Origin of the sequence: Brevibacterium renqingii, from assembly GCF_017808095.1 — a bacterium.
GTDB lineage: Bacteria > Actinomycetota > Actinomycetes > Actinomycetales > Brevibacteriaceae > Brevibacterium > Brevibacterium renqingii.
The window spans coordinates 987,336-1,008,556 of record NZ_JADBHG010000001.1; the positions used below are offsets into that span (position 1 = coordinate 987,336).

A 21,221-nucleotide genomic window follows, 5' to 3' on the forward strand; every position below is an offset into this window, starting at 1 on the left:
CCTATGAGTTCGGATTCGCCCTGCGACTTTCGATGGAGAAAACGCCCTGACCTGGGATGATGATCGCGCTGCCGGTTGAGGACCGGACAGCGCCGCCGCCTCACATGATCGAAGCGCCCGCCGCTTCCACCTCGGACAGCGCAGCCGCGCTCGATTCGGCCCCGACTCCGGCGACGAGGTCGGTGAGCACCCGGACCTCCACGCCCATGCTCAGCGCGTCGAGGGTGGAGGCGCGTACGCAGTGATCGGTGGCGATTCCGACGATGTCCAGTTCGTTAACGGACAGGTGCTGCAGGAGCTCGCCGAGGCTGCTCCCCGTGTCCGTGGCCCCCTGGAAGGCCGAATAGTCAGGGCGGCCCTGTCCCTTGCGCACCTCGTGCGTGATCGCCTCAGTGGACAGCAGCGGGTCGTATTCGGCGCCTTCGGTCTCGGCGACGCAGTGGACGGGCCAACTGTCGACGAAGTCCGGAGTCGCGCTGAAGTGCCCGCCGTTGTCGCTGTCGCGATCGTGCCAGTCGCGGGAGGCGATGACAGCGGAGTAGTCACCTGCATGGGTCTCGAGGTGGCGAGTGATGCCCTCGGCCACGCTGTCGCCGCCGGTCACGCCGAGCGCGCCGCCTTCGGTGAAATCGTTCTGGACGTCGACGATGAGGAGTGCCTTGACCATGCTTCGAGCATAGGCGCTTCTGCGCCGTTTTCCAGGGCTGCGGGCAATCACTGACCTGACTTCCCAAGCCGATCCTGCAGCTGACGCCTCAGTTTGCGTTCCTGCAGCTGACGCTTCAGCTCATCCGGTGGGTTTGTCGGCGAACCAGTAGAACTGGGTGAACTGCTGCGAACGGCCCAGACCCAGCTCGCTCTTCACGACGTGGCGCACGTCTTTGACCAGCCCCCGCTCCCCTGCGGCCCAGACGTAGAGACCTTGCACGTCGAGATCGAGTCCGCGCAGGTGTGCGGCCAGGGAACTACCCGGATGATGCTTCGACTCCACCTCGGCGTTGGATTCCGGCGTCACCCATCTCCACGTCGAATTCGAGTGCGCGGAGACCGGCAGGCCGGGGACTTCCTCGGGCTCGGCGGCGATCGCCACGGTGACGGCAACCTCGGCGGGGACGGCTTCACACCAGGAGTTGATGGCGGGCAGCGCGGTGAGGTCGCCGGCGAGGAGGAGGTGAGAGGTATCGTCGGGCAGGTCGAGGCGAGCCGGGGTGAGGGCGGCCTCGATGGTCGTGCCGGGACGGGCCTGGCTCGCCCACCGCGCGCCGGGTCCGATGTCAGCGCCACTGGCGGCCGAGTCGTCGGTGATGTCACCGTGGAGGACGAAGTCGAGGCTGAAGGTTCCGGCTTCGAGGTCGATGGCGGCGAAGGTGTAGCCGCGTTGGCTCAGATGGCCTTCGCCTTTCTCGGGGTGAGGGAACCACAGCCGGGTCCACAGTGTCGGAAAGACCTCGTCGAGCTGAGCGAGCAGCTCTGGGCCGGAGAAGTGGATCCGACGGTAGGTCGCGGTGAAGTCCTCGACTCCGGTGACGACCACCTCGTGGTTGCTCACCCGGAAGAGCCGCATCACGCCGCGCTGCCAATTGACCATTCGCCCCACCCTCTCGCTTTTGCCTTTGCTTAGCCTACCCTAAGCAAAAATCTCGCGAGCGTTGGTGGACGGTCGGCCGCCTCGGCGAACATCGGCTCCGAGGACTCGTCGACGGGCGGCCGTGGTATGCCGGGATATCAGGCCTGTTTGAGAGCGCGCTTCTCGGCCTTCTTCGCAGCCTTGGCGGCGGCCTTCTCGACGGCCTTCCTGCTGTCTCCGGAGCCGGCGATCAGCAGCAGTCCGCCGAGGGCGGCGAGGTTCTTCGAGAACTGGGTCTGATGGGCCTTCGCCTCTCCGCCTTCCATCTCCCAGAAGGAGTGCCCGGCCACGGTGGTCGGGACGAGGGAGCCGGCGAGAGCAAGGGCGGACAGGCGCGGCTTGATGCCCAGCAGCAGGGTGGTGCCGGCGAGGATCTGAATTCCGCCGTTGATGCGCACGAGCAGTTCGTTGTCATCGGGCAGCGCGGGGACGTAATCGCGGAGCGCATCGAGTGTCGACTCGGCCATCGCCGCCTTGCCGGCCGGATCCTTCACGGCCGAGTACCCGCCGCTGATGAAGATCGGGGCGGTGAGCATGCGTCCTGCCGCCTGCAGCAGCGATGGTCCAAAAGTCATAGAGCACTCCTTCAGTCGATGGGGTTTTGAGCCTAACCGACGCCGGGGGCGAGCCTCAAAAATCAGGCACGGGCGACGGGCTTCGTCCGATCCCCCAGTTCCGGCCGCTTGCGGAACTGGCCGGTGACCACGAGCACCGCGATGACGACGGCGGAGACTATCCATCCCGAGGCCCCGAGGAAGGTGACGAGGGCGGTGTCCGGAGTCGGCGCATCGGCGTCGATGAGCAGAACGAGCAGCATGGTGGTGGATCCGTTGAGTGCTGCGTGGGCGAAGACCGCCGGCCAGACCGAGCCGGTGCGCAGACGCAGCCAGCCGAAGAGGATGCCGAGCATGACACAGCCGGCAACCATGAGCCCCAGTCCCGAGATGCCGGGACGATCGAAGTTGTAGCCGAGCAGGATGAGCGGCGCATGCCACAGGCCCCAGAGGACGCCGACGGTGAGCAGCGCCGGCCAGGTGCCCAAGGGCCGGAGGCTGGTGAGCAGCCAGCCTCGCCACCCGAACTCCTCACCGATGGTGACGAAGACGTTGCTCAGCGAGCCGACGAACATGAGGAGCAGGTAAATGGCGACGGCGGCTGCTGTCGGCAGCGCGCTCGCACCCGGAATCGTCTCCAACTGCGTCCTGAATCCCGACAGCCCGGTCAGATCGAGGTCGAGCCAGCCGAACGCGGCGCTGAGGAGGTAGCCGAGGACGACGAGCACGCAGACGCCGAAGAAGGCGGCCATGGTCGTCCAGATGATCCGCCCGGCCGGTTGCAGCGGCCAGAATCCGAAGTAGCGAGGGCCGCTGGACAGCGGCTCTCCCCTGCGGCGCGCCTGTCTGCGCTGCACGAGGAAGGCAATTATGCCGGCGATCAGCGGTGTGAACATCATCGCTCCGCCGTAGAGCTGAACGGACAGGGGATCACTGATGCCCTTGCCGGTGATCCACAGGGGCAGGCACACGAGCCAGGCGAGGCCGAAGGCGGTGATGACGAATACGCCGAGCTCGAGCCAGGGAACCTGAGCCGGCACGACCGCGAGCGGACGTCCCTTCACGTCGACCGCCTCGGCGAATCCGGAGTGCCCTTCCGTCTGCGTATTCACGTCTCCTCCTCGGTCCTGTGTACATCCGCCGGTCGATCGGCGGCGGTTCCAATGTCTGTGCCTGTGGCTGTGGCTGTGGCTGTGATTCCACACTACGGCTCGAGGCGGTCGGGCACTTCCGCCGCGAGGAGGAAACCGGCATCGTCCGCGCGGACGAGAATCGGCGCTACGATGACGAACAGCAACAGAATCAACGTCGATTCGAATGAAGGTCCAACCATGTCCGATCATCTCTCAGACGCCCGCCGCCCCGCGGGCGATCACCTCTCCGACAGCGACCACCTGGCCGTCCTCGGCTACGGCGACTCCTTCGAGCGGTCGATGAGCCCCTGGGCCAACTTCGCCCTCGGCTTCACCTACCTGTCTCCGCTCGTGGGCGTCTATTCGCTGCTCGCCGTGGCCCTGTCGACCGGCGGGCCGCCGTCGATCTGGTGGATCGTCATCGTCGCCTGCGGCCAGCTCCTCGTCGCACTCGTCTTCGGCGAAGTCGTCTCCCAGTTCCCGATCGCCGGAGGGATCTACCCCTGGGCCCGACGCCTGTGGAGCAAGCGGTATGCCTGGATGGCGGCCTGGGTCTACATCTGCGCGCTCATCGTCACCATCACCTCGGTGGCGGAGTTCGGAGCAGGATTCCTCGCCAGCCTCTTCGGTCTCGAGCTCAACCGAAACACCACCCTCGTCCTCGCGCTGGCACTGCTCGTGCTGGCGTTGGCGATCAACTTCTCCGGAACGAAATGGCTGGCCCGCATCGCCCGCATCGGCCTCTTCGCCGAACTCATCGGCGTCATCGGACTCGGCCTGTTCCTGCTCATCTTCGAACGCAAACACAGCTTCTCGATCTTCTTCGACACCATGGGCACTGCCGGGGACGGAAGCTACCTGCCGGTGTTCCTGGGCGCGGCAGTCGCCGGCCTGTTCCTGTTCTACGGCTTCGAGGCCTGCGGCGACGTCGCCGAGGAGGTCTCGAACCCTGCCCGAGGCATCCCCAAGGCCATGCTCATGACGATCTTCGTCGGTGCGATCTCAGCCCTGTTCTCTTTCGGCGGCTATGTGCTGGCAGCGCCGAACCTCGAGCAGATCGTCGCCGGAGAGGTCGAGGACCCGATCCCCGCGATCCTGGCAGGCAGTCTCGGCGACGTCGGGGCGAAGATCTTCCTGCTCGTGGCGATCACGGCCTTCATCTCCTGTGTGCTCAGCCTGCAGGCCGCCGCGTCCCGCCTGATCTTCAGCTTCGCTCGGGACGGGATGATGCCCGGACATCGCTGGCTGTCGAAGGTCACTGACGGGACGAAGATCCCGCACAACGCCCTCATCGTCGCGTGCACGGCACCTGCTCTCATCTGCGTGCTCATCTGGTTCAACGACGGAATCCTCGTGGCCGTGACATCGTTCGCGATCCTCGGCATCTACCTGGCCTTCCAGATGGTCGTCCTCGGCGCGCTCCGGCAGCGGTTCAAAGGCTGGAAGCCCGCAGGGCCCTGGTCGCTGCGGGGCTGGGGCGTCGTCGTCAACGTCGCCGCACTGACCTACGGAATCTTCGCGATGATCCTGCTGTCGCTGCCCGGTGATTCCGGGTCGTTCTTCGCCGACTGGATCGTGCTCATCGGCCTCGTGGTGGTGCTGGCCGTCGGGTTCGTCTACCTCTTCACAGCGCGCCCGGACCGCAAGTCCGACGCCCCGGAGGACGATGCCATCGCCGTCGCCGAGGCGATCCGCACCCACCGCGCCCGGGAGTAGGGGCGTCGGCACTTCCCCGAATAGTGGTCGCAATCGGACACAGCCCCCCCCCCGAATGTAGGTCGTAATCGGACATTTTCTGACCTCAGAAGTGTTCGATTGCGACCTATGTTTTGGCCCGAATATCCAATTGCGACCACTGTTTCGCGAACAGCACCCGAGGCTGGACGCTTTTCAGATCGCCTCGCATTGCCGTGATGACCTCCAGCGCTGAATCCACTTGCACACTCACACCTGTGCAGAAATTCGCCACTGTTCTCACAGCCACACTCGAAAGTCCTACTTCATGGTTCGGTGGGGGCAGCCGCGAATCACCCCCATACTGCTCGCGAACCATCCATGGTCTGGTCGAAGCAGCCACCCGACTCGCCTCCGGTCAGCTGTGGCCAACGATCTGACTGGGGCGTGCACAGCCTGTGGATGCGCAATCGCTGACCACAGCCGCATCGGGCAGGTCTTCCCTCACCCCGAATCCAAGTGAATTATCTGGGCATGAAGCATCCTCTGAGCTATGCACACTACCCAGCAGTCGTCTCGGTCTCGGAAGCACGAGCACGGGGTGCCTCCGACTACGACATACGTTCCGGGCGCGGCTTTCCTCCAGCCACTTGGGGAATCCGATTCGACAACTCTGTCTCCACCGAATTTCCGGTGCCCATATGGGCAGATGAGGCGTGGATCGCTGAAGCGAAGCTGTTGATAGCCATAGCCCACAGGCACCCGGGAGTCGTTGCGTGCAGAGAAACCGCTGCACGACTGTACGGATGGCCGTTGCCTCACTCTGTCGGAAGGGACATTCTTCATCTGGGAACTTCGGATACCAACAAGCGCATTCGCAGAAGAGGCATCACGCTGCATCGAATGAGAATGCTCAGATCAATCGAGTGGTTGAAGCTGCCGGTCCTGAGCCCGCTGCAGGTCTTCAGCCAGCTCGCTTCTGTCTGTTCGGTGGAGTCGCTGGTGAAGATCGGAGACGCGGCGATCGGTGACTGGAAGAGCCCACCTCAGTTCGCGTTGGCGACTTTGGTCGCGCACATCTCTGAAACGAAACATCTTAGGGCCAAGCCGAAGCTCGAGGCCGCTGTCGACCTCATTCGGGAAGGCGTCGACTCGCCGATGGAGACCGACCTCCGCCTTTGGGCCGTCTCCCGAAACCTCCCTGAACCAGCAGTCCACCCCGCTGTGTACTGTCCGACGATCGATCGGACTCTGCATCCCGACCTCGGCTACCCGAGGGAAAAGCTCGCTCTGGAATACGAGGGAGATCACCACCGGACTTCCGAATACCAATGGGCAGCCGACATCGATCGAGTCAACGCGCTGAGAGCAGCCGGCTGGACAGTCATCCGAGTGACGAAGTCGACCAACCGCCACCAACTCGAGCGCGACATCCGCCAACATCTCGGGCAGCAGTGAAAAACATAGGTCACCATCGGACATTTCTGACGCCGAAAAGTATCCGATAGCGACCTATGCTTCGGCCGAATATCCGAAAGTGACCAATATTCGCGCAAAGCCACCGGGCGGCCGCGGGAGGTAGGGCGCAAAGCCACCGGGCCACCGGGCCGGGAGGTAGGGCGTGAAGCCAGGGACGGCCGCGAGGCAGCTCCGGTTCAGACCCCGAATTCGGGAGCGAAGGCCAGGGCGCCCGCCGGCACCTCGCCGGCCAGCGGCATCGCCATGAGCGCCTCGTAGGGAACCTCGATGTGCAGGGTGATGCCGAATCCGGAAGCCGGAGTGAACCCGAACCGCGGGTAGTACTCGGGGTGACCGAGGACGACGGCGAAGACCTCACCTCTGCGGGCGGCTTCGGTCAGGAGCGCTTCGATCACGGCGGTTCCGGCACCGGTGCGCTGATGCTCGGGCCGTACGGAACAGGGGGCAAGGCAGACTCCGGGAGCTTCGCCGACGAAGCACCGGGAGAGCAAGGCATGGGCGATGATCTCACCGTCGAGGACTCCGACGAACGACAGCCCCTTGATCCCATTACCGGATGCACGGAGGGCGTCGACGATCTCGGCCTCATCGACCTGGCCGAACGCGGCGGCCGTCAGGGCGTGGATGGCGTCGATGTCGCCGGAAGTCTCGTGGCGAACAGTGAACTCAGGCGCGGGAGGATTCGTCACCCCTTGACGGTAGCAATCGGCAACGCCGCCTCGGCGAGGTCGTACGGCACGGGGGTCGCGGCACTCTCCTCGTTCAGCAGCACCGCCGGCTGTCGCCAACGGCTTCCATCACATAAAAATACATTCCCCTGCATAACAATTCGACAGACGGAGGGGAATGACGTTACGCTGGTGCCATGTCGAAAGTTCTCTCTTCGCTCCCAGTCGGTGAGCACGTTGGAATCGCCTTCTCCGGCGGCCTGGATACCTCCTGCGCAGTCGCATGGATGCGCCACAAGGGCGCCGTCCCCTGCACGTACACGGCCGACATCGGCCAGTACGACGAACCCGACCTCGACGGCGTCACGGCCCGCGCGAAGGAATACGGCGCCGAGATCGCGCGCTTCGTCGACGCCAAGCGCCTGCTCGTCGAGGAGGGCTTCGTCGCCCTGCAGTGCGGTGCGTTCAACGTCCGTTCCGGCGGCAAGACCTACTTCAACACCACTCCCCTCGGCCGCGCGGTCACCGGCACCATGCTCGTGCGGGCCATGAAGGAAGACGGCGTCGACATCTGGGGCGACGGCTCGACGTACAAGGGCAACGACATCGAGCGCTTCTACCGCTACGGTCTCATGGCCAACCCGAAGCTGCGCATCTACAAGCCCTGGCTCGACTCGGAGTTCGTCGATGAGCTCGGCGGCCGGCAGGAGATGAGCGAATGGCTCGTCGAGCACGGCTACCCCTACCGCGACTCGGCCGAGAAAGCCTACTCGACAGACGCGAACATCTGGGGCGCCACCCACGAGGCGAAGACTCTGGAGTTCCTCGACGCCGGACTCGACATCGTCGAACCGATCATGGGTGTGGCCGCCTGGCGCGATGACGTCGAGGTCGTCGCCGAAGAGGTCTCCGTCCGCTTCGAGGCCGGACGGCCGGTCGCCATCAACGGCGAAGTCTTCGACGACCCCGTAGCGTTGGTCTACAAGGCCAACGAGATCGGCGGCCGCCACGGACTCGGTGTGTCCGACCAGATCGAGAACCGCATCATTGAGGCGAAGTCCCGTGGCATCTACGAAGCCCCCGGCATGGCGCTGCTGCACGTGACCTACGAACGCCTGCTCAATGCCATCCACAACGAGGACACGATCGCCCTCTACCACGAAGAGGGGCGTCGCCTCGGTCGGCGCATGTACGAGGGACGCTGGCTCGACCCGCAGTCGCTCATGCTGCGCGAATCCATGCAGCGGTGGGTCGCCTCGGCGATCACCGGCGAGGTCACCCTGCGCCTGCGCCGCGGCGACGACTACACGATCGTCAACACCACCGGCCCGAACCTGTCCTACCACCCGGAGAAGCTGTCGATGGAGCGCGTCGGCGATGCCGCCTTCGGCCCCGAGGACCGCATCGGCCAGATGACCATGCGCAACCTCGACATCGCCGATTCACGTGCCCGCCTCGAGCAGTACGCGGCCATGGGCATCGTTTCGGGTCCGACCTCCGAACTCGTCGGCTCGCTCGAGGCCGGCGGCGCCGAGGAGATCGCGAACTCCGGCGCCGAGGTGGACGAAGCCGGCGACCTCGCCGGCCTGTCCGCCGCATTCGACGCCGGCACGGACTGAGGTCCTGACCCGGCGCATGTCCGGGTCTGGCTGAGGTCCGTCCTCGCCCGAGGTCCCCAGAACTTCCGGAGACACCGCGCAGCACGAGACTCGCGGCCTGCGGTTGAGAACAGAGAACGGCCGGCAGGTACGCTCCACGATCTGTTTGATCGCAGGGCTCATCTGCCGGCCGTTTCTTCTATTCAGTGGCTGGACCCGGGGACCACTGAAGCTGGTCTGTTGCGAAGGCTTGCCGGCACTGCGAATAGCGGCCGACGCGGTCCGAACGGTGCACGTCGCTTCCACGTGAAATGATGATCGCCATGAAGCCCGATTCTGCGACCACCGCAGCCACCCTCGCCGAGGTGGTCGACCGGCAGCTGCGTGAGCGCGGCAGTGCCGCACGCGCCGAGAAGGAGAAGGCCTACCTCAAGAGCGGACTCATCCACTACGGGGTGAGCGTGCCCGAGACCCGGGCCGTCGTCCGGTCAGCCCTGCGCGGGAAGGACCTGAGCCACGACGAGGTCCTCGAACTCGCGCGGCTCCTCTGTGCCGCACCGACGCCCTCAGTCAGCTCGGCCCGCAGCACCGAACCGACAGACGGAGGGTCGGCCGGGCACCTCCCACCGGTCCACGAACGTCGCGCCGCGGCCACGATGGTGCTCATCCAATCGGAGGACCGCCTCGGTGCCTCTGATGCGGACTTCGTCGAGGGCCTGCTTCGCGAGGCGAAGACCTGGGCCCTGGTCGATCCTCTCGCCGGGGATCTGGTCGGTCCGCTGAGCGAGAAGGATGCCGGCTTCGACCCGGTGCTCGAGCGCTGGGCGATCGACGAAGACTTCTGGATCCGTCGCTCGGCTCTGCTCGCGCATCTCGTTCCGCTGCGAAAGGGCCGCGGTGACTTCGAGCGGTTCTCCCGCTTCGCCGACACGATGCTCGAGGAGAAGGAGTTCTTCATCCGCAAGGCCATCGGCTGGGTCCTGCGTGACACCTCACGCAAACGCCCGGATGTCGTCTTCGAATGGATCCTGCCGCGCGCTCACCGCGCCTCCGGTGTGACGATCCGCGAGGCGGTCAAGCGCCTGTCATCCGAACAGCGGGAGGCTGTGCTCGACGCCAGGTGAGCGGAACGCCCTACCTGACCCCGCGACTATCCGGCGGATGGCCGGGCAGCTGACGGTGCGCATCCGCAGGGTTGCCCGTCAGCTCGACGATTCCGCGGTCGAGTGCGGCCCGGGCCAACTGAGGAAATCCCGCCGCCGAGGCGGCCCGGGCGATGGCCTCGACCGCGCGCCTCGGGGACTGCCTCCCCGTGCCCGCGAACCAGATCCACCGGCCGTCGATCGACCGCGGAAGCGGGTCGAGCGCGAGCGTGAAGCGTCTGCGCCCGCGCCTGGCGTCCTCGGCCGAACAGGCGACGAAATGGACGCCGTTCTTCGTCCACCACGACGCCCGCAGGGTCGACTGCGACATCTGCCCCTTCAACCCTGCCTCTTTGAGGTACCTGTTCGCGCCGGTGATCCCGGCGATGCTTCCGGGTGTGATCTGCGAATACGGGATCACGTAGGGATGCAGTCCCGGCGCAATGGAACCGACGAGGATTCCGCGCTCACAGACGACGAGACGCTCCCCCGAAAGACAGAGCAGAATCAGACCGAACAGCACTGCGAACATGGCACCCGGAGCGGTCGCCAGCAACGGCGGACGATCAGCGAAGACTTCGATGACCTCGCCGAGCTCCTCACGATGACGACGAGCTTTTCTCATCACAGAACCCAACCTTCTGATCGATAGCTCGGCGTTTCGCTCGCACACGAAAAAGTCCCTCACCAGCTATCCTGCCTGGTGAGGGACTTACTCTCGGTGCGCCACGAGGGATTCGAACCCCCAACCTTCTGATCCGTAGTCAGATGCTCTATCCGTTGAGCTAGTGGCGCATGTTACCCGGGCTGACGCCCTGCAACTCGAACAACTATACACACCGGATTCACTCAAGCTCAAATCGCCCAGATGTGCGCTTCACCACATCCGCGCGAAAGGCGTGAGCCGTCTGGGCGAACGAGAGGTGAAACGGCCACGCGCGAAGAAGCTGACTTGGTGCAATAACAGGTCATTAATTTGAAAAGACACGTCATTTGATTGACTTCTTCACGTCATTGACGCTCTTCTTGTGACCCAATGCACATCTTCAAGTGACCGATTCGCGAGTTTCTCACGACTGTCCCCATCCTACGGTGGAGGTGTACCAACCGCTCGACGGAACTCGCAGCCGCCTGAGACGAAACCCCGCACTCGAACCCAACAGGAGACCACTCATGACTGTCCTCGACCATGATGTCGTCGCTGACCAGCTGAAGAACGCACCGACTGACAACGAGTCGGTCCTCTCATTCGTCGGCCGGATCGCCTCCCTCACCACCCCGGACGACATCGTCTGGGTCGATGGCTCCGACGAGCAGAAGAACGAGATCGCTGAGAAGCTCGTCGAGGCCGGCGCCATCGTACGCCTCAACGGCACCAAGGACTCCTACTACGCGGCGTCCGACCCCGAGGACGTCGCCCGCGTCGAGGGCCGGACCTACATCTGCTCCGTCGACGAGAAGGACGCCGGCCCGCTCAACAACTGGGTCGCCCCGGACGAAATGAAGCAGACGCTGAACGGCCTGTTCGACGGCGCGATGCGCGGACGCACCATGTACGTCATCCCCTTCGTCATGGGACACGCCGAGGCCGACCAGCCGATGTTCGGCATCGAGGTCACGGATTCGCCCTACGTCGTGCTCTCCATGCTCGTCATGGCTCGCTCGGGCAAGTACGCCCTCGACGCGATCGACGCTCAGAACGCGAAGTTCGTCGAATGCGTGCATTCTGTCGGCGCTCCGCTGGACGAGGGACAGGAAGACGTCGCCTGGCCCTGCAACACCACGAAGTACATCACCCACTTCCCCGAAGAGCGATCGATCTGGTCCTTCGGCTCCGGCTACGGCGGCAACGCGCTGCTGGGCAAGAAGTGCTACGCCCTGCGCATCGCCTCCGCGGTCGCCCGCGACGAGGGCTGGCTGGCCGAGCACATGCTCATCCTCAAGCTGACCAGCCCGGAAGGCGAGGTCAAGTACATCGCCGCCGCATTCCCCTCGGCCTGCGGCAAGACCAACCTCGCCATGATCGAGCCCACCATCCCGGGATGGAAGGCCGAGACCCTCGGTGACGACATCGCCTGGATGCGCTTCGGCGACGACGGCCAGCTCTACGCCGTCAACCCCGAGTTCGGGCTCTTCGGCGTCGCTCCGGGCACCGGATACACCACGAACCCGACCGCGATGCGTGCCATCGAGGCCGGCGGGAACATCTTCACCAACGTCGCCCTGACCGACGACGGCGATGTGTGGTGGGAGGGCAAGACCGACGAGAAGCCCGCTCACCTCACCGACTGGAGGGGCAACGACTGGACCCCGGAGTCCGAGACCCCGGCCGCTCATCCGAACTCGCGCTTCTGCACCCCGATCGCCAACGTTCCCACCCTGGCACCAGAGTGGACGAACCCGAACGGCGTGCCGATCTCGGCGATCCTCTTCGGCGGGCGCCGCAAGACCACGATGCCGCTCGTGACCGAGACCAAGGACTGGAACCACGGCGTGTTCATGGGTTCGGTGCTGTCCTCGGAGACCACCGCTGCCGCCACCGGAGCCGTCGGCGTCGTCCGCCGCGATCCCATGGCCATGCGTCCGTTCATCGGCTACAACGTCGGGGACTACCTGCAGCACTGGCTCGACATCGGCAACACCGAGGGTGCCCAGCTGCCGAAGATCTTCTACGTCAACTGGTTCCGCCGCGATGACGACAATTCGTTCCTGTGGCCCGGATTCTCCGAGAACTCCCGCGTTCTCAAGTGGGTCTTCGAGCGTGTGGCCGGCACTGCCGAGGCCGTCGAGTCCCCGCTGGGCCTGACCCCCGTTGAGGGCGGCCTCGACACCGATGGGCTCGACTTCACCGATGAGCAGCTGCGCAAGGCCCTGGCCATCAAGCCCGAGGAGTGGGAGACCGAACTCGGACTCATCGAGGAATGGTACGCCGAGCTCGGCGATTCGGTTCCGGCCGAGCTGCGTGCCGAGGTCGACAAGCTCCGCGAACGCCTCGGCCTCGCCTGAGTCGCTTGCCTGAGTCTCTGAAGGACTGAGACGTCCCACCATTGAAGATCCCCCAACCGCCGCCGAGGTGGTTGGGGGATCTTCGTGTCCCGTTGAGACTGGGCGGACTCAATTCTGCTCCTGGGAGGCCCCTCCCCTGACACGACCAGCTGCGGTCGCACTGTGGGAACGATAACTGTCCACACCACTGCGCCCCGAGTGATCGGACCCGGCGATTTCCTTGAGCAGATCTGCAGACAGCCCAGCACTGTTCTGTGGATGGTCACAGGTCGGGTCTTGGCGCGGAGCCCTGGACGAGTTCGGGCTTGCAGCCCGCACCGCTGGCGGCACCTCAGTCTATGAGCCGCAGAACACCTCCGCAGCGGCATTATGCACCGGTGCGACGGGAGGAATTGCAGCTGACGGTGGGTGATGTGCCCCTGCCCGAAGCGTCAGGCTCCGTGCAGCGCGGGAACGATGAGGTAGACGCCGAGGAGGACGACGACTCCGCAGACGCCGAAGACCGACCAGTAGGCGAATCGGAGCGCAGAACCGCCCCGCCCCTCCTCGACGCGGTCAAGATGAGAGGCGCGCATCCGCACCGCCGCGGAGAAGAGCGTGATGACGATGACAGCCGAGATCCAGGTCGCGGCCGCGACGATGAGGAACGAACTCCATTCGATCATTTCGCGTCTCCCTTATCCCTCGCATCGGCCCCGGTCGATGACGTGCCCGCGGCAGTCGACCGTGCCTTCGTGCCCTCAGCGGCCTCAGACTCGGCGTTCGACTCGGCCTTCGGCTCGGCGTTCACGCTTGTCGCCTCCTCGGCACGGTTCGCAGCCTCGGCGGGTGCGGCGGCTCCGTTCTTCTTCGCCCTCCGGGCGGCGCGACGCTTCTCCTTGGCCGCCTGCTTCTCCTCCCATGCCTCACGGCGGGCTTTCCGCTTGGCGATGGCACGCTTGCGGTTGCGGTCCTTGCGCAGCTTGCGCTTGCGGCCGCGGATGTTGACGGCTTCACCGACGGTGTCGAAGTTCGAGATGTCGGTCTCTTCGATCCGACGAGAGCTCACGAAGATCCACAGCACCACGATGACGGCGACGACTGTGTCGACGAGGACGCCGATCGTTCCCAGGTGAGCGATGCCCGCGGCGATCGCACCGACGATCGCGGCGGCAGGGATCGTCAGCAGCCAGCCCGAGGCGATCCGCCCGGCCGTCGACCACTGCACGTCGGCACCCTTGCGGCCCAGGCCCGAACCGAGCACCGAACCGGAGGCCACCTGCGTCGTCGACAGCGCGAATCCGAGATGGGACGAAGCGAGGATGGCCGCGGCGGTCGAGGTCTCGGCCGACAGCCCCTGCGCGGCCTTCACCGTCGTCAGCTTCGTTCCGAGGGTGTCGATGATGCGCCAGCCGCCGACGTAGGTGCCGAGCGCGATCGCCAGAGCACACGAGGTGATGACCCAGATGTGCGGGCCGGTCCCATGCTCCTGCAGGTTCGCCGAGACGAGCACGAGGGTGATGACGCCCATCGTCTTCTGCGCGTCGTTCGTGCCGTGCGCCAGCGCCACCAGCGAGGAGGAGAAGATCTGACCGTACTTGAAGGGCGCCCGCCGGGCGGTCTTGCCTTCCTCGTTGCGGCGGGTGATGGCGTAGGCGATGCGGGTGCACATATAGGCGCTGACGCCCGCGATGATCGGGGCGGCCAGCGCCGGGATGACGACCTTGGACAGGAACACCCCGTAGTCGACGGAGTTGAGCCCCGCACCGACGATGGCCGCGCCGATGAGGCCACCGAAGAGTGCATGGGAGGACGAGGAAGGAAGGCCGAACCGCCAGGTCGCCATGTTCCAGATGATCGCGCCGATGAGTCCGGCGAGGATGAAGTCCGGGGTGATCTGGACTCCCCCGTTGCCTTCTTTGATGATGCCGCCGGAGATGGTCTTGGCCACCTCGGTGGAGAGGAAGGCGCCGACGAGGTTGAGGATCGCGGCGAGAGTCACCGCCGTCTTCGGCTTGATCGCTCCGGTCGCGATCGGGGTGGCCATGGCATTGGCCGTATCGTGAAAGCCGTTGGTGAAGTCGAAGAACAGTGCCAGTGCTATGACGAGCACGACGACGAAGATGATTTCCACTAATCGACCTTGGGTGTAGACACTATTCGGACCGTGGATGATGCAGCTGGCGGCCAGCGATCACTATCCCGCAGAAGTCTACCCCCCAGTTCTGCTGATCTTCATCCGCAGTTCGACCATACTCCACCTCGTTCACCGGATGTTCACCTGCGACATGCGCAAACGAGCCCCATCGGGCAGACAAGTGCAAGAACTGTCACAGCCCGAATGGGGCCCGTCGGCGAGAATGTCCCGCCGCGAAGCAGGTCCGAAGCCGGCCTACTCCGTGACGAAGCGATCGGCGACGTCGAGCGCGCGGTCGAGCGCGGCGAGTCCGAACCGGAGGTCGTCATCAGGCGTATTCAGCGGCGGGACGACGTGGATGCGGTTGAAGTTCGCGAACGGCAGCACGCCGTCGGCTTTGAGAGCAGCGATGACTTCGTTCATCTCCGGTGAGCTGCCGCCGTACGCGGCCAGCGGTTCCTTCGTCGTCCGGTCCTTGACGAGCTCGACCGCCCAGAAGCAGCCCATGCCCCGCACATCGCCGACCGAGGGGTGACGCCCAGCGAGCTCCCGCAGCGCCGGCCCGATGATCTGAACGCCGAGGCGGTCGGAGTTCTCGACCATCCCTTCGGACTCCATCGCGGAGATCGTCGCCACCGCTGCCGCACAGGCCAGCGGGTGTCCCGAATACGTCAGCCCGCCCGGGTAGGCGCGATCGCGGAAGGTCTCGAAGATCGCATCGGAGATCGCGACGCCGCCGAGCGGGACATACCCGGAGTTCACGCCCTTGGCGAAGGTGATGAGGTCCGGAGTCACACCCCAGTGGTCGATGGCGAACCAGCGTCCGGTGCGGCCGAAGCCGGCCATCACCTCGTCGGCGATGAAGACGATCCCGTACCGGGCCGTCAGCTCGCGCACGCCTTCGAGGTAGCCGGCCGGCGGAGCGTAGATCCCCGCAGTGCCCGGGACGGTCTCGAGGATGAGCGCGGCGATGTTGTCGGGACCTTCGAGAGTGATCATGTCCTCGAGGTGGGCCAGCGCCCGCTGCGTCTCCTCCGCCTCCGAGGTCGAATTGAAGTAGGAGCGGTACTGGTAGGCGGGCATGAAGTGGACGATGCCCTCGGCCGAGTAGTCGTTGGCGAACCGGCGGGGGTCACCCGTGACATTGACCGCCAGCTGCGTGCCGCCGTGGTAGCTGCGGTAGGCCGACAACACCTTCGTCCGCCCCGTGTGCAGGCGGGCCATGCGAATCGCGTGCTCGTTCGCGTCGGCTCCGCCGTTGGTGAAGAACACGTGGTCGAGGTCGCCCGGGGTGCGTTCGGCGATGAGCCTGGCCGCCTCGGAGCGGGCGTCGTTGACGTGCTGAGGAGCGATCGTGCACAGCTTGCCCGCTTGGACCTGGATGGCTGCGACGACGGCCGGGTGCTGGTGCCCGATATTCGTGTTGACCAGCTGCGAGGACATGTCGAGCAGCTTCCGGCCCTCACCGTCCCAGACATAGGGCCCTTCGGCGTCGACGATCGTCATCGGCTGGAACGGCCCCTGCGCCTGCCAGGAGTGGAAGACGTGGGCGCGGTCGAGCTCGTGGGCCCGCCGCCCGGCCGCGAGGAGGTCCTCACCGATTCCGGCGTCGTCGTTGGCTGAGTGCGTGTGCTCTGTGGTGATCGTTGTCATGGCTGCTCCTTCGCCGAGGTGGGGTCGATTTCGGTCGGCATCAGTCGTTGGTGGGGAATCCGAGGTTGAGACCTCCGTGGCTGGGATCGAGCCAGCGTGAGGTCACGACCTTGCCGCGGGTGAAGAAGTGCACCCCTTCCTCGCCGTAGGCGTGGGTGTCGCCGAACAGAGAGTTCTTCCATCCGCCGAAGGAGTAGTGGCCCACGGGGACGGGGATCGGCACGTTGATGCCGACCATCCCGACCTCGACTTCGTTCTCGTAGCGCCGGGCCGCTCCACCGTCGTTGGTGAAGATCGCGGTGCCGTTGCCGTAGGGGTTGGCGTTGATGAGATCGAGGCCTTCGTCGTAGCCGGGGACCCGGACGACGCAGAGCACGGGCCCGAAGATCTCGTCGGTGTAGATCGACATATCGGTCGTGACCTCGTCGAACAGGGTCGGGTTGAGGAAGAAGCCGTCCGCGTGATCGTGCTCGCGTCCGTCGAGGACGAGTTCGGCACCGGACTCGACTCCCGCGTCGATGTAGCCGGCGACCTTGTCGCGGTGAGCGGCGGTGACGAGCGGACCCATGTCCGGCTCCTCCGTCCCGTCGCCGACGCGCAGGGTGCGGGTGCGCTCGGCGATCTTGCTCACGAGCTCATCGGCGATCGACTCGACGGCGACGACCACGGAGATCGCCATGCACCGCTCCCCTGCCGCGCCGTAGCCGGCGTTGACCGCGGCGTCGGCGGCGAGATCGAGGTCGGCATCGGGCAGGACGAGCATGTGGTTCTTCGCCCCGCCGAGGGCCTGGACCCGCTTGCCGGCCGCCGTGCCGTTCTCATAGACGTACTTCGCGATCGGGGTCGATCCGACGAAGGACACCGAGGCCACCTCGGGGCTTTCGAGGATCGTATCGACGGCTTCCTTGTCACCGTGGACGACGTTGAAGACGCCGTCGGGCAGACCCGCTTCCTTCCACAGTTCGGCGATCCAGTTCGCGGCCGAGGGATCCTTCTCCGAGGGCTTGAGCACGACGGTGTTGCCGGCTGCGATGGCGACGGGGAAGAACCACATCGGCACCATGGCCGGGAAGTTGAAGGGCGAGATGATCGCGGCGACGCCGAGGGGCTGACGCAGCGAGTGGACATCGACGTTCGTCGAGGCGTTCTCGGTGTGGCCGCCCTTGAGGTGGCCGGCGATGCCGCAGGCGAATTCGACGACCTCCTGGCCGCGGGCGACCTCGCCGAGGGCGTCGGAGACGACCTTGCCGTGTTCGGCGGTGATGATCTCCGCCAGCTCCTGCTTGCGCGCATTGAGCAGCTCGCGGAAGGAGAAGAGGACGGAGGTCCGCTTCGCCAGCGAGGTGTCTCGCCATGCGGGGAACGCCTCGGCGGCCGCGGAGATCGCCGACTCCACGGTCTCCTTCGAACCGAGCGCCACCTGGCCGCGCACGACTCCGGTGGCGGGGTTCGTGATATCGCCGAGGCGGGTGTCGGTGCTCGCAGCGACGGTCTGTCCGTTGATCCAATGGGAGAGGGTGGGCATAGGGCGTCCTTCTTCGTCGTCGATGATCGTCGGTTGAGTCAATCCTCCGTCCGCGCGCCCGTTCGGAACAGTGCCAGATTGTCAGGATCCGGGCTACTGGCTTTACACTGTGTCAATGGAGAACTCGAGGCAATCGTTCACTCGGCATGCCGACGCACCAACGGCCGGCTCGAAGCCGCCCGGCGCAACCGAACAGGAGGGCGGCGGAGGATCACTGAGCATCGCCGATCTGCTCGGGTTCGCGGAGGTCAGCAGCGCCGATCCCGAGGTCCTCGCCGATGCACAGGAGCTGCGCCGAACGATCCGGTGGGTGCACATCGCCGACTCCGAGCACGTCGAACGCTTCCTCGAGGGCGGGGAGCTCGTCCTCACCACGGCCACCACTTTCCGCCGTTCGCCCGCGGCCGTCTCGGAATTCCTCGATCAGCTCGAACGTGCGGGCGCCGCCGGAACGATCGTCGAACTCGTCGATGCGGATTCGGCCCCCGACGAGGAGGCGAGCGCGATCGTGCGCGCGGCCGCCTCGGGACGCGAACTGCCGGTCGTCCTGCTGCCGCATCGGGTCAAATTCGTCAGGATCACCGAGCTCGCTCACCGGCGGATCCTCGCCCAGCAGATCTCCCGGCTCGAGCACGCGCGCGAGATCCACGAGACCTACACACGGCTGAGTTTGGATCAGGCCGACGCGCAGACGATCGTCGAGCGCACCGCCGAGCTGCTCGGCACACCGGTGGTCCTCGAGGACGTCGCCCATCGGGTGCTCGCCCACGCCGGACACGGTTCGCGGTCGCTGACCCAGAAATGGGCGGATCTCGTCACCGGGGCCGGCACCTCGCCCGAGGTGGGTGAGACAGGGAGCTGGAGGCAGACTCCGGTCGGTCTGCGCACCCGCCGGTGGGGGCGTCTCGTCGTACCCGGCCCTGATCGGACGGCCGCGGCTGTCGAGCAGATCATCGAGCGTGCCGGCGAGGCCCTGACGCTGACCCGCATGGCCGACCGCGACGAACAGGATCTGCTGCTGCAGGCGCAGAGCGGCCTGATCAGGGAGATCTCGGACTCCGAGGGGCTCGACGAACGCTCGGCGCTGGACCGCGCCCGATCCCTGGGCTTCTCTCCCGTCGCAGGGGCCGAGCTCACCCCGGTCGTCGTCCGGCTCGACCAGGACCCCGAAACCGATCCGACTCGCGTCCAGCTGCAGGAGCGCGGGCTGACGCAGGAGGTCGTCTCCGCCGTCTCGCGCCTGGATCTGTGCTGCCTGATGATCAGTCTGCAGTCGGGCGTCTTCGGTTTCGTCCTGGCTCCGGCCCGTCGCGCGAGATCGCGAAGGTCGACGCCGGTCACTGCGGTCTCCGATGACCTCCTCGCCCGCCTCCTCGCGCAGCTCGAGGGGCATACTGCGAGCTGGGTCGTCGGGGTCGGGCGGTCCAGCACCTCCCTGCTCGGCGCCGTCTCCCGGCTCGAGGCAGCGTCGCAGGTCGCCGAGGTCGCCTCCACTCTCGATGTCCGTGAACGGTCCTTCTACCGCTCCTCGGACGTCCGCCTCCGGGGGCTGCTGTCGCTGCTGGCAGACGACTCGCGTCTGCGGGCCTTCGCCGAAGGCGAGCTCGGGCCGCTGCTCGGAGACACCACCGGCGACGGCGTCCGCCGCAGCCGTGAACGCCCCGACGGACCGCCCCGAACGGCCTCCGACGACGAGCTGCTCGACTTCCTCGAGCTCTACCTCGCCCACGGCGGGAACAAGTCGGCGATGGCGCGGGCCGGGTACCTGTCCCGGCCCGCGCTCTACGCCCGGATCACGAAGCTGCAGGACCGCCTCGGCGTCTCACTCGACGATCCGGAATCGCGCACGGCACTCCACGTCGCTCTGCTGTGGTGGCGGCTGCACGGCTGACGACGTCGGTTCAGGCGCCCTCCGCGTCGTCGGGTCAGTCGAACAGCGCACGGATGGTGTCGGTGATGGGAATTCCGCGCTCGGCCGCCTCGGCGCGGTTGGCATAGCGACGATCGCCGGGCAGACGGTCCATCCCAGCACCACGGAGCATGTCGACGAAGCCCTGGACCCGGGCAGGATAGGCCTCGTTCCCGCCCCTCTCGGGGTCGATGACGATGTAGAGCTGGCCCGTGCGGAAGGTGTGGGCTCCCTCGGGCGCCTCAGCATCGATCTCGAAGGTGAAGGCGCCGCCGGTGAGTCCGGCCGCGAGGGTCTCGATCATGAACGACAGCATCGCGCCCTTGTGTCCGCCGAAAGGCCGGATGCCGCCTCCGTCGAGGATGTCGTTCGGATCCGTGCTGGCGGCACCGGCCGAGTCGACGCCGGTGCCGACCGGGGCCTCTTCGCCTTCGGCACGCAGCAGCTGGAGGTCGCCATGGGACATCGAGGAGGTGGAGAAGTCGAAGACGACGGGGTCCGCCTCGGCGACGGGAGTCGCGAAGCCGAAGGGGTTCGTGCTGAAGACCGGCCGCGCTGCGCCCTCGGGGACGACGGCGAGCTTGCCGCTGGCGATCATCCCCATCGCGACCCGTCCGTCGCGTGCGAAGGATTCGAGCTCCGGCCACAGGGCGCTGAAGTGGTGGGTGTTGCGCAGGGCCACGACCGCGACGCCGGTGTCTGCCAGCGCCTGCTCGATCTTCGGGCCTGCGGCGGCCAAGGCCGGCTGCGCGAAGCCGTTGCGTCCGTCGATCCGGATGAGGGAGGCGCCGGCGACCTCGACGCTCGCCTCGGCGGTTCCGTCCGCCCACCCGCGCTCGAGCGAATCCAGATAGCCGGCCATCCGGAAGACTCCGTGGCTGAGCGTGCCGTCGCGCTCGCAGGAGGCGCAGTTGGTCGCCAGAACTCGGGCAGTCGCCGGGGCGGCACCGGCGGCGGTGAGCTTCGATTCGATCGCCGCGACGAGATCCTCGAAGGTGATGCGCTCCGCTCCCCGAGGCTCCTCGGCTCCTTCTGCCACCCCATTGCCGCTCATCTGACTCGCCTCTCAAAAATAGACATCTTTGTCATACAACATCAAGCCGTCTTGAATCGTCTCCGTCCAATGTAACTGTTGCA

18 protein-coding genes and 1 tRNA gene are annotated in these 21,221 nt (G+C 65.9%); 6 read left to right on the plus strand and 13 right to left on the minus strand.

Annotated features, from left to right (window positions below; translation table 11 throughout):
* Positions 1-100 precede the first annotated feature (100 nt).
* The 5 genes from IIE29_RS04490 to IIE29_RS17010 all read right to left on the minus strand — a co-directional run bounded on the left by IIE29_RS04490 (position 101) and on the right by IIE29_RS17010 (position 3,514).
* The gene (locus tag IIE29_RS04490) at positions 101-667 is read right to left on the minus strand and encodes an isochorismatase family protein (protein WP_209323957.1); all 567 of its coding nucleotides are present in this window, start codon (positions 665-667) and stop codon (positions 101-103) included.
* Positions 668-787: 120 nt separating this feature from the next.
* Positions 788-1,588: a siderophore-interacting protein gene (locus IIE29_RS04495; RefSeq protein ID WP_209323958.1), complete on the minus strand. Its 801-nt coding sequence runs from the start codon at positions 1,586-1,588 to the stop codon at positions 788-790.
* A 137-nt stretch (positions 1,589-1,725) separates the two neighbouring features.
* On the minus strand, positions 1,726-2,202 hold the full coding sequence (locus IIE29_RS04500) for a DoxX family protein (protein WP_209323959.1): 477 nt from the start codon (positions 2,200-2,202) through the stop codon (positions 1,726-1,728).
* Positions 2,203-2,264: 62 nt separating this feature from the next.
* Positions 2,265-3,293, minus strand: a complete 1,029-nt coding sequence (locus tag IIE29_RS17105) for a CPBP family intramembrane glutamic endopeptidase (RefSeq protein ID WP_343071787.1) — start codon at positions 3,291-3,293, stop codon at positions 2,265-2,267.
* A 92-nt stretch (positions 3,294-3,385) separates the two neighbouring features.
* The gene (locus IIE29_RS17010) at positions 3,386-3,514 is read right to left on the minus strand and encodes a hypothetical protein (RefSeq protein WP_281389049.1); all 129 of its coding nucleotides are present in this window, start codon (positions 3,512-3,514) and stop codon (positions 3,386-3,388) included.
* On the opposite strand from IIE29_RS17010, the gene IIE29_RS04510 reads away from it, so the two are divergent.
* Together IIE29_RS04510 and IIE29_RS16790 are read left to right on the plus strand one after the other, a co-directional pair.
* Entirely contained in the window at positions 3,513-5,030 is a 1,518-nt protein-coding gene (locus IIE29_RS04510) for an APC family permease (protein WP_209323961.1), read from the plus strand. The two genes, IIE29_RS17010 and IIE29_RS04510, sit on opposite strands and share 2 nt — an antisense overlap.
* A 492-nt stretch (positions 5,031-5,522) precedes the next feature.
* The gene (locus tag IIE29_RS16790; protein WP_246475680.1) at positions 5,523-6,446 is read left to right on the plus strand and encodes a hypothetical protein; all 924 of its coding nucleotides are present in this window, start codon (positions 5,523-5,525) and stop codon (positions 6,444-6,446) included.
* Positions 6,447-6,643: 197 nt separating this feature from the next.
* On the opposite strand, the gene IIE29_RS04520 is transcribed toward IIE29_RS16790, so the two are convergent.
* Positions 6,644-7,156, minus strand: a complete 513-nt coding sequence (locus tag IIE29_RS04520; protein ID WP_209323962.1) for a GNAT family N-acetyltransferase — start codon at positions 7,154-7,156, stop codon at positions 6,644-6,646.
* Positions 7,157-7,332: 176 nt separating this feature from the next.
* On the opposite strand from IIE29_RS04520, the gene argG reads away from it, so the two are divergent.
* Both argG and IIE29_RS04530 read left to right on the plus strand, forming a co-directional pair.
* The gene (argG, locus tag IIE29_RS04525; RefSeq protein ID WP_209323963.1) at positions 7,333-8,754 is read left to right on the plus strand and encodes an argininosuccinate synthase; all 1,422 of its coding nucleotides are present in this window, start codon (positions 7,333-7,335) and stop codon (positions 8,752-8,754) included.
* A gap of 302 nt (positions 8,755-9,056) precedes the next feature.
* The gene (locus tag IIE29_RS04530; protein ID WP_209323964.1) at positions 9,057-9,857 is read left to right on the plus strand and encodes a DNA alkylation repair protein; all 801 of its coding nucleotides are present in this window, start codon (positions 9,057-9,059) and stop codon (positions 9,855-9,857) included.
* Between the two features lie 10 nt (positions 9,858-9,867).
* Here the strand turns inward: IIE29_RS04530 and IIE29_RS04535 are convergent, their stop codons facing one another.
* Positions 9,868-10,500, minus strand: a complete 633-nt coding sequence (locus IIE29_RS04535; RefSeq protein ID WP_209323965.1) for a hypothetical protein — start codon at positions 10,498-10,500, stop codon at positions 9,868-9,870.
* 97 nt (positions 10,501-10,597) lie between these two features.
* A tRNA-Arg gene (locus IIE29_RS04540) sits at positions 10,598-10,670 on the minus strand.
* 378 nt (positions 10,671-11,048) lie between these two features.
* Between IIE29_RS04540 and IIE29_RS04545 the strand changes: the two genes are divergently transcribed.
* Positions 11,049-12,881, plus strand: a complete 1,833-nt coding sequence (locus IIE29_RS04545; RefSeq protein ID WP_209323966.1) for a phosphoenolpyruvate carboxykinase (GTP) — start codon at positions 11,049-11,051, stop codon at positions 12,879-12,881.
* A gap of 431 nt (positions 12,882-13,312) precedes the next feature.
* On the opposite strand, the gene IIE29_RS04550 is transcribed toward IIE29_RS04545, so the two are convergent.
* The 4 genes from IIE29_RS04550 to IIE29_RS04565 form a co-directional block, all read right to left on the minus strand.
* Positions 13,313-13,546: a hypothetical protein gene (locus IIE29_RS04550; protein WP_209323967.1), complete on the minus strand. Its 234-nt coding sequence runs from the start codon at positions 13,544-13,546 to the stop codon at positions 13,313-13,315.
* Positions 13,543-14,994, minus strand: coding sequence for an inorganic phosphate transporter (locus IIE29_RS04555; protein WP_343071788.1), 1,452 nt, complete (start codon positions 14,992-14,994; stop codon positions 13,543-13,545). Before IIE29_RS04555 ends, IIE29_RS04550 begins: the two co-directional genes overlap by 4 nt.
* Positions 14,995-15,252: 258 nt before the next feature.
* The gene (locus IIE29_RS04560; RefSeq protein ID WP_209323968.1) at positions 15,253-16,650 is read right to left on the minus strand and encodes an aspartate aminotransferase family protein; all 1,398 of its coding nucleotides are present in this window, start codon (positions 16,648-16,650) and stop codon (positions 15,253-15,255) included.
* Positions 16,651-16,690: 40 nt separating this feature from the next.
* Entirely contained in the window at positions 16,691-18,175 is a 1,485-nt protein-coding gene (locus IIE29_RS04565; RefSeq protein ID WP_209323969.1) for a CoA-acylating methylmalonate-semialdehyde dehydrogenase, read from the minus strand.
* 115 nt (positions 18,176-18,290) lie between these two features.
* Between IIE29_RS04565 and IIE29_RS04570 the strand changes: the two genes are divergently transcribed.
* Positions 18,291-20,066, plus strand: coding sequence for a PucR family transcriptional regulator (locus IIE29_RS04570; RefSeq protein WP_209323970.1), 1,776 nt, complete (start codon positions 18,291-18,293; stop codon positions 20,064-20,066).
* A gap of 34 nt (positions 20,067-20,100) precedes the next feature.
* Here the strand turns inward: IIE29_RS04570 and IIE29_RS04575 are convergent, their stop codons facing one another.
* The gene (locus IIE29_RS04575) at positions 20,101-21,138 is read right to left on the minus strand and encodes an Ldh family oxidoreductase (RefSeq protein WP_209323971.1); all 1,038 of its coding nucleotides are present in this window, start codon (positions 21,136-21,138) and stop codon (positions 20,101-20,103) included.
* Between the last annotated feature and the right edge of the window lie 83 nt (positions 21,139-21,221).